Source organism: [Bacillus] enclensis, from assembly GCF_001456935.1.
GTDB classification, from domain to species: domain Bacteria; phylum Bacillota; class Bacilli; order Bacillales; family Bacillaceae_B; genus Rossellomorea; species Rossellomorea enclensis.
This window is the reverse complement of sequence record NZ_KQ758482.1, coordinates 633,182-648,236: the sequence shown is the minus strand read 5'-3', so window position 1 is coordinate 648,236 and position 15,055 is coordinate 633,182. Positions and strand designations below refer to the sequence as shown.

The 15,055-nt window shown below is 43.1% G+C and carries 13 protein-coding genes; 10 read left to right on the top strand and 3 right to left on the bottom strand.

Going from position 1 to position 15,055, the window contains the following annotated elements; all coding sequences use genetic code 11:
• Positions 1–5: 5 nt before the first annotated feature.
• Positions 6–515 (bottom strand): Hsp20/alpha crystallin family protein, encoded by a 510-nt coding sequence (locus AS034_RS03165; protein ID WP_032088096.1) that lies wholly within the window; start codon positions 513–515, stop codon positions 6–8.
• Positions 516–1,082: 567 nt separating this feature from the next.
• On the opposite strand from AS034_RS03165, the gene AS034_RS03160 reads away from it, so the two are divergent.
• The 3 genes from AS034_RS03160 to AS034_RS23290 all read left to right on the top strand — a co-directional run bounded on the left by AS034_RS03160 (position 1,083) and on the right by AS034_RS23290 (position 5,475).
• Entirely contained in the window at positions 1,083–3,932 is a 2,850-nt protein-coding gene (locus AS034_RS03160; protein ID WP_058297506.1) for a 2-oxoglutarate dehydrogenase E1 component, read from the top strand.
• Between the two features lie 19 nt (positions 3,933–3,951).
• The gene (gene odhB / locus AS034_RS03155; RefSeq protein ID WP_058297505.1) at positions 3,952–5,196 is read left to right on the top strand and encodes a 2-oxoglutarate dehydrogenase complex dihydrolipoyllysine-residue succinyltransferase; all 1,245 of its coding nucleotides are present in this window, start codon (positions 3,952–3,954) and stop codon (positions 5,194–5,196) included.
• Between the two features lie 150 nt (positions 5,197–5,346).
• Positions 5,347–5,475, top strand: coding sequence for a hypothetical protein (locus tag AS034_RS23290; RefSeq protein ID WP_272867394.1), 129 nt, complete (start codon positions 5,347–5,349; stop codon positions 5,473–5,475).
• A 94-nt stretch (positions 5,476–5,569) separates the two neighbouring features.
• Here the strand turns inward: AS034_RS23290 and sda are convergent, their stop codons facing one another.
• On the bottom strand, positions 5,570–5,704 hold the full coding sequence (gene sda, locus AS034_RS03150; protein ID WP_032088099.1) for a sporulation histidine kinase inhibitor Sda: 135 nt from the start codon (positions 5,702–5,704) through the stop codon (positions 5,570–5,572).
• 290 nt (positions 5,705–5,994) lie between these two features.
• On the opposite strand from sda, the gene AS034_RS03145 reads away from it, so the two are divergent.
• From AS034_RS03145 to AS034_RS03135, 3 genes are all read left to right on the top strand, one after another.
• Positions 5,995–7,629 (top strand): AMP-binding protein, encoded by a 1,635-nt coding sequence (locus AS034_RS03145; RefSeq protein ID WP_058298077.1) that lies wholly within the window; start codon positions 5,995–5,997, stop codon positions 7,627–7,629.
• A 519-nt stretch (positions 7,630–8,148) separates the two neighbouring features.
• Positions 8,149–9,036 (top strand): gamma-glutamylcyclotransferase family protein, encoded by an 888-nt coding sequence (locus AS034_RS03140; protein ID WP_052011552.1) that lies wholly within the window; start codon positions 8,149–8,151, stop codon positions 9,034–9,036.
• Between the two features lie 91 nt (positions 9,037–9,127).
• On the top strand, positions 9,128–9,754 hold the full coding sequence (locus AS034_RS03135; RefSeq protein ID WP_052011553.1) for a DedA family protein: 627 nt from the start codon (positions 9,128–9,130) through the stop codon (positions 9,752–9,754).
• Positions 9,755–9,787: 33 nt separating this feature from the next.
• Here the strand turns inward: AS034_RS03135 and AS034_RS03130 are convergent, their stop codons facing one another.
• Positions 9,788–10,123, bottom strand: coding sequence for a hypothetical protein (locus tag AS034_RS03130; RefSeq protein WP_141687656.1), 336 nt, complete (start codon positions 10,121–10,123; stop codon positions 9,788–9,790).
• Positions 10,124–10,295: 172 nt separating this feature from the next.
• Here AS034_RS03130 and AS034_RS03125 point away from each other — a divergent pair, with 172 nt between their 5' ends.
• The 4 genes from AS034_RS03125 (at position 10,296) to AS034_RS03110 (ending at position 14,544) form a co-directional block, all read left to right on the top strand.
• Positions 10,296–10,502, top strand: coding sequence for a DUF6501 family protein (locus AS034_RS03125; RefSeq protein ID WP_032088101.1), 207 nt, complete (start codon positions 10,296–10,298; stop codon positions 10,500–10,502).
• Positions 10,503–10,568: 66 nt separating this feature from the next.
• On the top strand, positions 10,569–11,480 hold the full coding sequence (locus AS034_RS03120) for a GNAT family N-acetyltransferase (protein ID WP_058297504.1): 912 nt from the start codon (positions 10,569–10,571) through the stop codon (positions 11,478–11,480).
• A gap of 240 nt (positions 11,481–11,720) precedes the next feature.
• Positions 11,721–12,611, top strand: coding sequence for an ATP-binding protein (locus AS034_RS03115; RefSeq protein ID WP_074439945.1), 891 nt, complete (start codon positions 11,721–11,723; stop codon positions 12,609–12,611).
• Positions 12,612–12,621: 10 nt separating this feature from the next.
• Positions 12,622–14,544 (top strand): nitric oxide reductase activation protein NorD, encoded by a 1,923-nt coding sequence (locus AS034_RS03110; protein WP_058297502.1) that lies wholly within the window; start codon positions 12,622–12,624, stop codon positions 14,542–14,544.
• Positions 14,545–15,055: the final 511 nt, after the last annotated feature.

The window sequence follows — 15,055 nt, the reverse complement described above, 5'->3', positions numbered from 1 at the left end:
ACGTCTCAGTATTTTTCTGAGACGTCTATTTCTGTGTACTGCATATCGACGCTTCTCGGGATTTTTAATTCAAGCACCCCATCCTTATATTGCGCCATCGCTCCTTTTTTCTTAACAAGTGAAGGAAGTGTCAGAACCTGCCGGTCTCCCTGTTCGGGTATATTCTCTATGATTGCCTGGTTGGATGTGTGATAAATCTTCATCTGTTTCATCCAATCTTCATTGGGGATCTTCATCCGGATATAAACATCCTCAAACGTTTCAAATATATTAATAGGGATTTGATTTTGCTGAGAAGGGGTTCCTTGATCGCGTTGTGGAGGTTCGCTCTCCATCGGATGAATGAAAGGCTGGTGGCCTTTCATTGCTTCATTTGGGTTCATCATACTGCTCCAACCGCCTGGAAACATATTCTTCATCATATTCTGTACATAAGAGTCAATTTCTTTAGGGTTCATGTTATTCATTTGTTCCTTCATGTCTTTATTGAACGGGAACAAGCTCCATGGAAACATAAGCATCACCTTTCTTTGGCGCACACGATCTTACTTAGACAGTCCGTTATAAACAGTATTGGTTGATATATCGTATGCAGAAATGGGCGAAGAGTTCAGGTGAAGAAGGATTAATCATTCCGGTTTGAGGGAATGGGATATTAAAGCTTGCACTATAGAATTCTAACATTCAATAAAAAAGACAGAATTTGATAAAAAGTATTTGGTTTTTTTTAGTAAGAGTAGTAAGATGGTTTATGAAAAAAGTTACCCGAGTAACGATTATAAGAGGGTGGAGAAGAAAGCGCTTAATAAAAAGTTATTTCAAAATAGTCCATTTTATATGAAGTTTTTCACAAATCATTATGGGAATATAAGTAAATGAGTATAGGATTAAGTCGAACACAAAATTTTAAGAAATTTGTCATAAAGACTTTAACTTACTACTTCACAGTGATAAAATATCTCTGTAAGCGTTTTAGTGCTTAAATAATATTATTCTTGCATAACAATTTTCAGAAATTGTAAGTGGAAGGATACCTGATACCCAAATTATACTAACTGGCAAATAGTTGGAGGTTTTTCAAAATGAAAAAGCAATCGACAAACCAAGGCGAGCCATGGCATTCCTTTTATGGACCAAATCTGGGCTACGTGATGGAGGTCTATGAACAATTTCTTGAGGATCCATCTGAAGTAGACCCTGAACTGAGGGAGTTATTTGAACAATGGGGGCCTCCTACTGCTGAAGATGCTGCAGTGATGGCAAGTGCGCAGAAAGCAGACGCTTCATTTACTCTGCCTGCCCAGCCGACGGCGCTTAGCAAGATGGTCGCAGCCGTCAAGCTTGCAGATAATATCCGTACATATGGTCATTTGGCTGCTGACATCAACCCGCTCAATGACCGCAATAAAGATACAAGAAGAATCGAACTTTCAGAGTTCGACTTGACCGAGGAAGACCTTAAGAACATCCCGGTTGAGTTCCTATGCCCTGATGCACCGTCCCATATCAAAGACGGCCTTCAGGCAGTGAATCATTTGAAAGAAGTTTACACAAGGAAACTTGCATTCGAATATGCACATGTTCATGAGCTGGAAGAAAAGAACTGGCTCAGGGAAAAAATCGAGTCAGGTTCATATTTTTCACCATTGTCCAAAGAACAGAAAGTGTCCTTATTAAAACGCCTGGCCGAAGTGGATGGATTTGAAAAATATGTCCACCGCACATTCGTTGGACAAAAGCGCTTCTCGATCGAAGGTTTGGACACCATGGTGCCTTTACTCGATGAGTTGATCCGCTATTCCGTTGAAGCAGGAGCGAAGACGGTGAATATCGGTATGGCTCACCGCGGAAGGCTGAATGTCCTTGCACATGTAATCGGCAAGCCGTACGAAATGATCTTTGCTGAATTCCAGCATGCACCAAGTAAAGACCTGATTCCATCAGAAGGTTCCATCGGCATCACTTTCGGATGGACAGGAGATGTCAAGTATCATCTTGGAGCAGACAGGGAAATCTCCCCGCAGGCCATGCCGACTGCAAGAGCACGCGTGACATTGGCGAATAATCCGAGCCATTTGGAAGTAGTGAGCCCGATCGTTGCCGGCTATACACGTGCTGCACAGGAGAACCGGGAAGAAAACGGATATCCAGTCCAATCATCCGAAACATCCTATGCGGTCATGATTCATGGAGATGCAGCATTCCCTGGACAGGGAGTCGTTGCTGAAACATTAAATATGAGCAGGCTGCGCGGATATAATACAGGTGGATCCATCCACCTTATCGCGAATAATATGATCGGATTCACCACGGAGAGCCGTGATTCCCGTTCTACTAAATATGCTTCTGACACAGCAAAGGGCTTTGAAGTGCCAATTGTGCACGTAAATGCAGATGATCCTGAAGCTTGTATGGCAGCTGCCGTCTTAGCCTATGAATATCGTAAAACATTCGGCAAGGATTTCGTCATCGACCTTATCGGGTACCGAAGATTCGGTCACAACGAGATGGATGAACCGATGGTGACGAATCCTCAGATGTATTCCATCATCCAGAATCATCCGAATGTCAAAAAACTGTACGCTGAACAACTGATTTCCGACGAGATCATCTCTCAGGAGGAAGTCGAAAAAATGGACTCAGAAGTGGAAGAAGTGCTGAAGGCGGCCTACGATAAGGTCCCGGCGAAGGATGAAGATCCAGATACGGTCCTTGCACCGCCGGAAGACGTGGCAAACGGTCTGCCGGAACTTAACACATCCGTGGAATTCGATAAGCTGAAGCATATTAATGAAGAGCTGCTTCAATGGCCGGAAGGTTTCAATGTGTTCAAGAAGCTCGGAAAGATCCTGCAAAGACGCAGCCAGGCCTTTGAAGGCAAGGGGAAAATCGACTGGGCACATGCAGAGACACTCGCATTTGCATCCATCCTTAAAGACGGCACCCCGATCCGATTGACCGGCCAGGACTCTGAGCGCGGTACATTCGCACAGCGCCACCTTGTCCTGCATGATGAAAAAACAGGGGAAGAATACATCCCGCTGCACCATATTGCGGAAAGCAATGCATCGTTTGTCGTCCATAACAGCCCTTTGACTGAAACAGCGGTTGTCGGGTATGAGTACGGCTATAATGTTTTTGCACCTGAGACCCTCGTTCTTTGGGAAGCTCAATTCGGTGATTTCTCTAATATGGCACAAGTCATGTTCGATCAGTTCATTTCAGCCGGCCGCGCCAAGTGGGGTCAGAAAACAGGTCTTGTCATGCTTCTTCCACACGGATATGAAGGTCAGGGTCCTGAACACTCAAGTGCCCGTCTTGAGAGATTCCTTCAGTTGGGCGGAGAGTATAACTGGACAGTCGCCAACTGCTCGACTGCAGGGCAGTATTTTCACGTACTGAGACGCCAGGCAGCTATCCTGCAAAAAGAAGAAGTCAGGCCTCTTGTTATCATGACGCCTAAGAGCCTGCTTCGTAATCAATTCGCATCCGTAACTGCGGAAGAGCTTGCAGAGGGAGAATTCCATTCAGTACTCGAGCAAAAAGGATTGGGAGAAAACCGTGAAGCTGTAGAGCGGATTGTAATCGGCAGCGGTAAGATTGCAATCGACCTTGAAGAAAAGCTGCAGGGCATGGATGAAACGGATTGGCTTCATATACTTAGACTTGAAGAAATTTATCCGTTCCCTAAAAATGATATGGAAGAAATCATTGGAAGATATCCTAACCTGAAAGAATTGGTCTGGATCCAGGAAGAACCGAAGAATATGGGAGCATGGACATTTGTTGAACCAAGACTGCGTGACTTGGCATCAGAAGGTGTTGACGTTCAATATGTAGGACGCAGAAGACGTTCAAGTCCTTCTGAAGGGGAACCTACTGTACACAAAAAAGAACAAGCACGTATCATTAGCGAAGCGTTAACTCGATAAGAAAGAGGAGGACATCACAGTGGCAGAAATCAAAGTTCCAGAATTGGCAGAATCAATTACAGAAGGTACGATTGCTCAATGGTTGAAGCAGCCTGGCGATTATGTTGAAAAAGGCGAATACATCGTAGAACTAGAAACAGATAAAGTAAATGTAGAAGTGATTTCTGAAGAAGCGGGCACCATTCAAGAACTAAAAGCCGATGAAGGTGACACTGTAGAGGTTGGTCAGGTCATCGCAATTGTGGGAGCAGGCGGGGAAGCTCCGGCACCTGCAGACAAAAAAGAAGAAAAAGAGGAACCACAGCAGCAGGAAAAAGCTGAGGAGAAAGCTCCTAAAGAAGAAGCTCCTGCATCAAAAGACGATAAAAAAAATCGTCCGATCGCTTCTCCTGCAGCCCGTAAGCTTGCGCGTGAAAAAGGAATCGACCTTTCTCAAGTACCTACCGACCCGCTTGGAAGAGTGAGAAAGCAAGATATCGAAGCGTATGAGAACAAGCCGGCATCCGCGCCTGCTAAGCCTGCTCAGGAAGCAAAGAAAGCTCCTGCCAAGAAAGATGACGGTAAGCCGGTCGTTCGTGAAAAAATGTCCCGCAGAAGACAGACCATTGCGAAGCGTCTTGTAGAAGTACAACAGACAGCTGCAATGCTGACCACTTTCAATGAAATTGACATGTCTGCCGTCATGGAATTGAGAAAGCGCAAAAAAGACAAATTCTTTGAAGATCATGATGTTCGACTTGGATTCATGAGCTTCTTCACAAAAGCTGTAACAGCGGCGCTGAAAAAATATCCTTACGTTAATGCAGAAATTGACGGCGATGAAATCGTCCTTAAGAAGTATTACGATGTAGGTGTTGCTGTATCAACGGATGATGGTCTTGTAGTACCGGTTGTAAGAAATTGCGACCGCAAGAACTTTGCAGAAATTGAAGGCGAAATCATGGAGCTTGCAACAAAAGCAAGAAATAACAAGCTTGCACTGTCCGATCTTCAAGGCGGATCCTTCACCATCACCAACGGGGGAGTATTCGGTTCGTTATTATCCACACCGATCTTAAACGGACCTCAGGTAGGTATCCTGGGAATGCATACAATCCAGCTCCGACCTGTAGCGATCGATAAAGAGAACATGGAGAACCGCCCAATGATGTATATCGCGCTTTCTTATGATCACCGAATCATTGACGGGAAAGAAGCGGTAGGATTCCTGGCTACAATCAAGAACCTTCTTGAAAACCCTGAAGATTTACTGCTTGAAGGATAAGTTTTACCTTACTGAATATAGATGAATGTGTTTGCCGGTACGCTTCGTGTGTACCGGTTTTTTTTTGTGACAGGCCTCACTGATTTTTACTATCTGCATAAAATATAGAAATAGGAAAATATTTTTCCTTGGGTAAAAAGGGGTGGAATCATGAAGGACCGGCGAGCAAAGAGACTGATATACTGTGCTTATATATTGAATAAGATAGGCTTACTCGATTACAGCCAAATGAAGCATCTGGAGAAAAAATATTCGAAAAAACCGGGCATCACGAAGTGAACATGAAAAAGACAGACTCCTGGCAGGAGTCTGTCAACCAACTATTCTCAGGGGATGAGAATCATTTGTTTTTGTTTTATCTTGTTTACGGTTGTCATGATTTCCTAAAAGGCTTCAACCCTCGAGTGCGGATCTCTTTTCTTAATAATTGAATCCAATCTTGATCATTCCCTTGCTTCTCAGCATCGCGATAAGCTGCCACTAACTGTTCATTACTTAAGATTTTCATGACCAACCTCCTAGGAATGTTTAAAATATAGAATTTTCTATATTTTCTCTATATTTTACATAGAAACTGCCTATTTGAAAAGAGTTTTTATTAAATTCCTTCAAAAGTAGCATTTTAAGATATTTTGTAGAAAGTCGTTTATTTATTTGGTTATTTGTCTAAAGAAATAGTTTGATCTTTTTTTAAATTATATTAGTTTGAAAATTTTAATTTTTGTGATAATATACACGCATATCATATTTTTTAATGTAAGCGATACCATTCTAAGGGGGATATTTGAATTGACGGACATTCTGGAAACCACTATTGGGGAACTGCTTGAAGAAAAAGCACGTATACAGCCAAACAAAGATGCAGTGGTTTATGCTGACAGGGGTTTAAGATGGACTTATAAAGAGTTGAACGAGAAATGCAGACAGGCAGCAAGGGGTTTCATGAAGCTCGGCATCGAAAAGGGTGAACATATTGCCATTTGGGCTTCAAATACACCTGAATGGATCTTAAGTCAGTTTTCAACAGGTAAGATGGGAGCGGTCCTGGTAACAGTCAATACAAATTACCGCACAGCTGAACTCGAATACCTGTTAAGGCAGTCTGACAGCACGACCATCATCTTGATGGAAGAATACCGGGGGGCCTCGTATATCAAAATGCTTTATGAGATCTGTCCTGAATTAAAAGACTCTGAACCTGGCAAATTACATAGTGAAAAACTGCCAAAATTAAAAAATGTCATTGTGATGGGAGATAAGAAATTTCCAGGCACGTTCAAGTGGGACGAAATCATGGCACTGGGAAGAGAAGTGGATGATGAATCTCTGGATAATAGGATGGGGAGCCTGGCGCCACAGGAAGTCATTAATATGCAGTATACCTCGGGGACGACCGGTTTTCCAAAAGGTGTCATGCTGACTCACTCGAATATTGTGAATAACGCGTATAATGTCGCCGGCTGTATGAGATTGACCAGTGAAGATCGCTTGTGCATACCAGTCCCATTCTTTCACTGTTTTGGCTGCGTGATGGGGACGCTTGCTTGTGTGACTGTCGGTGCTGCCATGATACCCGTGCAGGAATTCAATCCATCTCAAGTACTCCAGGTCGTACAAGATGAAAAGTGCACGGCATTGCATGGGGTTCCCACCATGTTCATCGGGGAATTGAATCTGCCTGATTTCGATCGATATGACCTCGGCAGTCTGAGAACCGGGATCATGGCAGGAAGCAACTGTCCGATCGAAGTCATGAAAGATGTCATGAATAAAATGGGTGCCGAGGAAATCACCATCGCCTATGGTCAGACGGAATCCTCGCCCGTCATCACCCAGACCCGTACCCATGATCCCCTCGAATTGAAGGTGGAAACAGTCGGCAGGGCACTTCCCAACGTGGAAGTTAAAATTGTGGAGCCGGGGACCGACCTTGAAGTACCCACAGGTACACAGGGGGAGCTCTGTACCAGGGGATATCACGTAATGAAAGGCTATTACAAAAACGAAGAAGCGACCAAAGCGGCCATCGACGATGATGAATGGCTGCACACAGGGGACCTGGCCGTGATGGATGAGTACGGCTATTGCAGGATCACTGGCAGGCTCAAGGATATGATCATTAGAGGCGGTGAAAATATCTACCCACGTGAAATTGAGGAGTTTTTGTACTCGCATCCCAAAGTACTCGATGTTCAGGTAATCGGAATCCCGGATGAAACGTTCGGTGAAGAAGTAATGGCTTGGATCATTCTAAAAGAAGGGCAATCCGCAACCACCGGTGAAATCAGAGATTACTGCAGCGGCAAAATTTCACGCCACAAGATTCCAAGATTCATTGAATTTACAGATTCCTACCCGATGACCGCATCAGGAAAGATCCAAAAATTCAAACTCAAAGAACAAGCCCAACAAGCAATCACTCCCAAGGGATAAATGAATATTAAAGTGCATTCTTGAAGACACTGGGAAATAGGATGCTAGGTGAAAAAAATCCAAACTATAATTTTGAATCTAAGGGGTTCAAATTAGTTTGGATTTTTTTGTGATGATTATGTCTTGCAGCTTGATATAGCGATTGATTTGAGGGCAAGATGTACTAAGAGAAGTCTCTACAAATATTTAAATGATTTATTTGAGTAGTTATCCAAATTCAAAACCGATTCCAGCGATTGATTGGAGTGCAGGACGAAGACTCCTGCGGGAGAAGTGACCAATGTGAGACCCGCAAGGCGAAGCCGAGGAGGCTCACGGGTCACCCGCGGAAAGCGAAGTCTTGCACGGAAATCATTAGCGGTATCAGAAGTCTTCACTTGATTTGTTTGGGTTTTATACACTTTTTCTATTTGAAAGTCTGAAAAGTTATCAAATAAGGCAATAAATCTATTTCACTGAAAAATCAAACAGAATTTGATAAAATGAATCTATTCATTATAGATAAAGGGGAGAGACAGCTTGAACGTTTTCGTTTACGGAACATTAAGAAGGTACGAAGAAAATCATTCACTTTTAAAAGATGCACCATTACAATATGAACAAGCTTGGACCCAAGGCACATTATATGACACCGGCAATGGATACCCAGCCCTTAAAGAAGGGGAAGGGACCGTTTATGGCGAAATATATAAGATAAATGAAGAGCTACTCGCCAAACTCGATGAAATCGAGGATTATATAGAAGGCAGAGAGGAAAACCTGTACAACCGGCAGCTGCAGCAAGTAAATACGGACCGCGGGCCGATTGAAGCATTTGTTTACTATGGGCTTGAAGGAAAATTATTTCAAACCGAAATTTCCTCAGGCGATTGGAAGGTTCACCGATTCATTCAGGAAAAGCCGGAGAGGATATTGTATTTTGCTTATGGATCCTGTATGGACGACGACCGCTTTAAACTTGCAAAAGTGGATCATCATTTTAAAAAATGCATGGGAGCGGGCTCCTTGGATGGATACTCAATGAAGTATCTTTTCAAAGTGGCTGACGGCGGACGCGGAGATATCATTGAAGATGGCGGAAAGATGGAAGGAGTCGTTTACGATATTCCCCAGGACGCGGTAGAGTATCTGTTTACAAGAGAAGGAGTCGCGCCCGGCTGGTACAGAGCGGCTTTCGTGGATGTAGTGATAGGCGGAGAGGTTTATCAAGATGTCCTCACATTTATTGTTAAAACGAAATTTGATGAAGTACTCCCCCCTGAACACTATGCCAGGGAAATTCTAAGAGGGAGCCTTCCCCATGTAAGTGCTGCCTATCATTCGAAGTTGCAGCAGCAGCTCATAGATTTGGGGATGGTCGAAGAACAGGTCAAGAATTTACTGAAAGACCCCGAAACTTCTGAATGAGTCACAAAAATTCATCGTTCTCAGGAGCATCTAATGTCCATATTTCAAACGTGTAAAATGCACTACATCCTGGATAGAAACGAGGTGCAAGATGGATCTCTTACTTGAGCTGGTGGACCAATACGGGTATATCGCAATGTTTCTATTCAGCTGGATTGTATTCCTCGGGTTACCGGTACCGAACGAGATAGCAGCTGCCTTCGCGGGATATCTTACAGAGTGGAGACATTTCGATCCCTACACCTCGTTTTTATTTATGTACAGCGGATTATTGAGCTATGGTATATTCGGGTACTTTGCAGGTGACCGTTTTGGAACAAGACTGATGATCCGGAAGTTCAAAAACGGGAAGATGCAGACCCTTATGGAAAAGGGTGAAAACTGGATTGAGAGATATGGGTCATTCGCTATTTCTATAAGTTATTTCATCCCCGGGGTCCGACTTGTGATGCCTTATATCGCGGGCACAGCTAAAGGCATAACGCTTATAAAATTCATCATATATGCCGCCCCTTCTGCCTTTGTATGGGCCCTCGTATACTTTCAGATCGGAAGGTATTTTCCGAAGAGTTTTCGCCGGATCGTGGAAGAAGTCAGTTTAAAAGCAGGCATCGTTGCTGGAGTCCTTGTTTCTTGTATTCTGATTTACGTCCTGCTGAAATTGTTAAAGAGAAAGTATCCTTCAGTCCTCAGGAAAAGAATCAGATATCGAAAATAAATGAACCGATTTAACGATATCCGTTAAATCGGTTTAACTGTGTGTGGATGAATCATCAATGATCGTGAAGTAATCTCCAAAAACCCCGATTGCCTTAATAGTGAATCTATCGCCGTTTTGATCCTCGTAAACTTTCCCTACTGTATTAAACAGTAAGTATCCCTTTTTGATTGTAGAGCCGGTTTCAATCAATGTGTACACCGAATTTTCTTCTGCTTTTCTTGTACACGATACCTTCTCTTTACAGTCTATCTGATATTCCTCTTCAAGCCAGGCATAGAATTGTTCTTCTGACGGTCTGTGGGTAGTCATATACCAGGCGAGAAGAAGCAGGGAAATCAAAAAAATCTGCTGCATTACTTTTTTCATTGAATAGCGCCTTTCAACTTGGATTCTCCTATAATATACCATGTCATGCCTCTTCATTACAGGTGATTTGTGATAAATCCTTAAAAAGAGAATGGATACTGCAGAAAGTTTGCTGTTGAACAAATCTTTGGGGAAGAATATACTGAATACAAACGCATTTAGGAGGATTCTGATGATACATCATACATGGACAGAAAATAGTGCAGTGAAAAAAGTGAAATGTGTACATACCGATGCCAAAAAATACACCGTTGCGAATGTGCTGGAAATCGGCAAAGAATACGAAGTGAAAAATGAATCTGAAGATTACTACTTTGTAATCGATGAAAGCGGAAAAATGGGCGGCTTTTATAAAGAGTACTTCGAAGAAATAAAATAATATTTTCGTAAAGCTGATTTCTTCAAACGGACGGGAATCAGCTTTTTACTTTCTGGGGGGATCGTAATGAGGGAGCAAGCATACACAATCAGGCCTGCGAAGCTTGAAGATCTGCCAACAATCTTTCAGTTATTTTTGGAGTATGAAGAGAAGGTTTACGGAGAGAGGCAGACAAGCGAATTGGAAGTAAGGGAAATACTGACGACCATTGATGAAAACGACCGTAAAGCCCTTTGGAAAGAAGGGAAGCTGGCCGGATTCTCACTTTTGACCGTAAAAGACCACCGTCTTCCGTCTCTTCTGATGGTTTACCCTGAAGAAGAGATGGGTGTTATGATGAATGAATTGCTGAAGGAACTTGTTCATTCAGCTGTCAGTAAAAAAGAGAACGAGAGAGATGAAAGAGTCATCGTTTTATCTGCCAATCTTGAAACGGAAAGCAAAACTCTTGAAGATTATGGCTTCACTCCCGTCCGGCACTGGTTTCAAATGAACATGGATTTAACGGATTACAACGTGAAATTGCCAGATAAAGAGGATGGGCCGGTATTGTCGACTTTCAGTTTGGATGAAACCGAAATGCTGCATGAGTTATTTGAAGAGGTTTTCTCCGATCATTACGATTACCACCCAACGAGCCTTGAAGATTTCAAGAAAAGGTTTCAAAGGGAACTATTTGATCCAAGCCTCTGGTTTTTATTGAAAAAAGAGAATGAACCGATCGGCTTTATTATGTGCACAGTCAATGATGAGTCTGGGCTGGGTGAAATAACCCATTTGGGTGTGCGAAAAGACTGCAGGAACAGAGGATACGCAACAATCCTGCTCCATCATGCATTCACCATCCTGAAGGAAAGGGGTATGAACACTGCAGCTCTATCCGTAGACAGTGAATCCCTTACAGACGCGACAATCGTTTATCAAAAAGCAGGGATGCACGTTCATCGAAGTTTTACGCGCATGGACTTTACAGTATAAACTTTTTAAACATCCGACCAGGATATTTTTTTTGTCCAGCTAAGGCGGCTAGGGGCTCGAGGTCATAAGATAAACTGACCAAAAAGGCAAAGAGCGCCTTTCGGTAAGTTCATCTTATGCTTGTCGTCTCTGGGCGAGCCGCCTCCGCTTTTCGGTTATGCCCCGCAGTCCCGTGATATACTTTTTTTGCAGTGAAAGCGCTCTTACATGTATGATGTGTCTAGTAGACCATTTGAAAGGATGTCATGGATGAATCACGAAACTACTTTACCGCAATCGGTGATTGAAATCATAAATGAAAGAAGAGACCAATTCAACAGCACAGAGTATGGATTCCTGATCGGTGAAGGAGGATACTCATCGAGTGACGGCCACATTATTGAAGACAGCATCATCTCATTATCAATGGGGAAAAACCTGCTCCTGAAAGGTCCGACAGGTTCAGGAAAGACCAAGTTGTCCGATACCCTTTCTTCCATTTTCTCGCAGCCGATGCACAGCATTAACTGCTCAGTGGATCTGGATGCAGAAGCATTGCTCGGATATAAGACGATTTCTGAAAAGAACGGGAAAAACTCAATTGAATTTATCGAAGGACCTGTAATTCAGGCAATGAAGAAAGGTCATCTATTATATATTGATGAAATCAATATGGCCAAGCCCGAAACCCTGCCGATATTGAACGGTGTACTTGATTACCGGAGAAGCATAACGAATCCATTCACGGGAGAAGTAATAAAAGCGTCTCCTGCATTCGGAGTCATTGCAGCAATCAATGAGGGTTATGTAGGGACAGTTCCTTTGAATGAAGCATTGAAAAACAGGTTTGTCGTTGTGGATGTCCCGTATATTGAAGGAGACGTTCTGAAGGAAGTCATTAAAAGTCAGAGCCAGTTGAAAAATGAGAAGCTGATCCATACTTTCGTCGAGCTGTCTTCTGATTTATTGGTTCAGGTGAAAAACGGTCAAGTCTCAGAAGAGGCTGCTTCCATCCGTGCCTTACTCGATGCATGCGATCTTGCCGTTTACTTGCCGGCAAAGCGCGCCATCCAGCGCGGTATCATTGATAAGCTGGAAGATGAGAGGGAGAAAGCGGCTATAAAAAATATAGCGGAAACCTTGTTTGAGTGAGGGATCGATAATGGAAAGGTTCATACAATTCAACGATGAAACCATTGACTCATTTTTATTTATGGAAATGGCGGATTTAGCGAAGACACTTGCCAGAAACGGGGATATGGAACTGAAATACGGTCCGTTTTCTTATGTTGATTATAAGCAGCAAATCGTCTATGTCAGCCATTTTTGGGATCATCGAAAAAGAATGGATGAAGTCAACGGCTTAAAAAGCGATGTGTATCTGCGAACTGTGGGAAATTTATCTGAAACGGATAATGAAACAGTGGGGAACTACATCCGGAAAATCAAGAAGACTTCCATTCCAAAATTTGCAAAACAGTTGTTTGTCATGGGGGAGGATTTGCGCCTGGAGGAAATCTGTAAATCCAAAAGACCTGGGACAAAACAGGTATTCTACACAAGAAGAGAGCTGTACCGGCAATATTTTCAGGCACAGTTAAAAGTGAATTTGACCAAGAGTGTGTTCACTGACTCATTGTTCAATGCTTTATTTCTATTATTGAATGCCCAGTCCCCTTTGGAGGAAGCACCCGCAATTAATGAGGAAATCGACTTGGCCATGCCATATATGCAGTCAGCAATCACAAGGTTTTACGAAACGAATTCGACCGCCGATGTAGTCGGTATCTGCCTTCAGATCATTGAAGTGGTCGAGGAGATTGTGAAGAAAGATATGCTCAATGAATACTTTCATCTCCCTGAAGATGCACATGAACAAAATGATATTCCTGTCGATACCTTTGAGGACCTTAAACGAAAGGATCCACTGGCGAATCAGGATGTCCTTGAGGAAGAAAGCACAGGTGATGAAGAAGTGATTGATGAAGAGTTTCGTACCTGGCACAGGGAAACAGAAGACAAAGGTGAATCCTTTTTACAGTTCGATCTGGATCAGGGCTCGCAGTCAGACCTAATGGGTGAAGGCGTCCGCGAAGGCGACGATGGTGACCAGGCCCTGGCGATGGTGCAGGGGTCAGCTCAAGAGACCGAAAGAGAACAATATCAAAACGTAAGAGCAGCAGAGAAAGAACATGAAGAATTGAATGGCGGAGGGGAAAATAAGTACGGGAAGGATAATCGATTTGCCCTCCCTTACTTCCTTTACCCGGAAATACCGACAGCTGAAGAGCAGAGTGTTTACGGTAATTATAAATCTGCCATTGCTCCCTTACAGAAAAAATTGAAAAAAATGATTGAAAAGACGCTGGAGCATAAACGGATCCAGCCCCGGTCTGATTTGCACTTCGGACGCTTGAATAAGAAGCTGCTCCGCTTTTTGACAGATGATAATCCAAGACTGTTCTATAAAAAACAGAACCCATCATCTGAAATTGATGCAGTCTTCTCCCTCCTGGTCGATTGCTCAGGTTCGATGTTCGATAAAATGGATCAAACGAAGCAGGGAATCACTTTATTTCATGAATCGCTGAAGTCTGTCCGCGTACCTCATGAAGTGGTCGGATTCTGGGAAGATACCAATCGGGCAACAAAGACTCATCAGCCTAACTATCTGAAGCCTGTATTGGATTACACATCTTCTTTAAAGCCAGCCTCAGGAGCGGAAATCATGCAGCTCGAGCCTGAAGAAGACAACAGGGACGGGTTTGCCATTCGATTGATGACTGAGCGGATATTAAGAAGGAACGAAAACCAGAAATTCCTGCTTGTCTTTTCAGACGGCGAACCCGCAGCGATGGAATATGATCAAAACGGGATCGTCGATACGCATGAAGCTGTATTGGATGCAAGGAAGCAGGGAATAGAAGTCATCAACGTTTTCCTATCGAATGGACCGATTGATGAAGGACAGCGTAATACCATCCAGAACATATACGGCAATTACAGCATCCTTGTTTCCGAGATCGAGGAACTCCCGGATGTGTTATTCCCGCTGCTTCGGAAATTGTTATATAAAAGCATCTGACTTGATGAAGATGATGCGAAAGGGAAAGCCCGGACTAATTTGCCTTTTCATGAGGGTAATTAGTTCGGGTTTTTTTATGTTTAGGAGTAGTCATTATGTTTATAGTCGGGACCGGCTCTTGTTTTAGGTGCGGAATTTCGCTTTCTGAGGGCAGACCGTGATCCTTAGTCCGATTCAAAAGGTACAGGTGCAGGGCTCGTTACATCATCAGCGATTTTGACGATGGGTCTTTTTAGCAATGTTAGGTCGACTTACTCAATTTTTGTAAGAAAAAAGGGTCTCAAGATTCAAAATGTGGATGGTTTCATGGTTAAAAGCAGGGAAAGAGCTGTCACCAGTCGTCAAAATTCCTGCATAAGGAAATATACGAGCCACTTTCAAGATTTACAAGCCACTTTTAAAATATACGAGCCACTTTCAAGATTTAAAAGCCGCATTTTAAAATTACAAGCCACTTTATACGTTTTTCAAGCCACTTGTCGAATAATCTTTAGGTTGTTGCCGTAAAACC

Bases quoted from the DNA above. Each gene is read 5' to 3' on its own strand.
- AS034_RS03130 (WP_141687656.1), bottom strand. From the start codon at position 10,123: ATGAAAAAAGTAATGCAGCAGATTTTTTTGATTTCCCTGCTTCTTCTC.
- AS034_RS03165 (WP_032088096.1), bottom strand. From the start codon at position 515: ATGTTTCCATGGAGCTTGTTCCCGTTCAATAAAGACATGAAGGAACAA.
- AS034_RS23290 (WP_272867394.1), top strand. From the start codon at position 5,347: ATGAAGGACCGGCGAGCAAAGAGACTGATATACTGTGCTTATATATTG.
- AS034_RS03120 (WP_058297504.1), top strand. From the start codon at position 10,569: ATGAGGGAGCAAGCATACACAATCAGGCCTGCGAAGCTTGAAGATCTG.
- AS034_RS03110 (WP_058297502.1), top strand. From the start codon at position 12,622: ATGGAAAGGTTCATACAATTCAACGATGAAACCATTGACTCATTTTTA.
- AS034_RS03125 (WP_032088101.1), top strand. From the start codon at position 10,296: ATGATACATCATACATGGACAGAAAATAGTGCAGTGAAAAAAGTGAAA.
- AS034_RS03160 (WP_058297506.1), top strand. From the start codon at position 1,083: ATGAAAAAGCAATCGACAAACCAAGGCGAGCCATGGCATTCCTTTTAT.
- AS034_RS03115 (WP_074439945.1), top strand. From the start codon at position 11,721: ATGTCATGGATGAATCACGAAACTACTTTACCGCAATCGGTGATTGAA.
- sda (WP_032088099.1), bottom strand. From the start codon at position 5,704: ATGAAAATCTTAAGTAATGAACAGTTAGTGGCAGCTTATCGCGATGCT.
- AS034_RS03135 (WP_052011553.1), top strand. From the start codon at position 9,128: ATGGATCTCTTACTTGAGCTGGTGGACCAATACGGGTATATCGCAATG.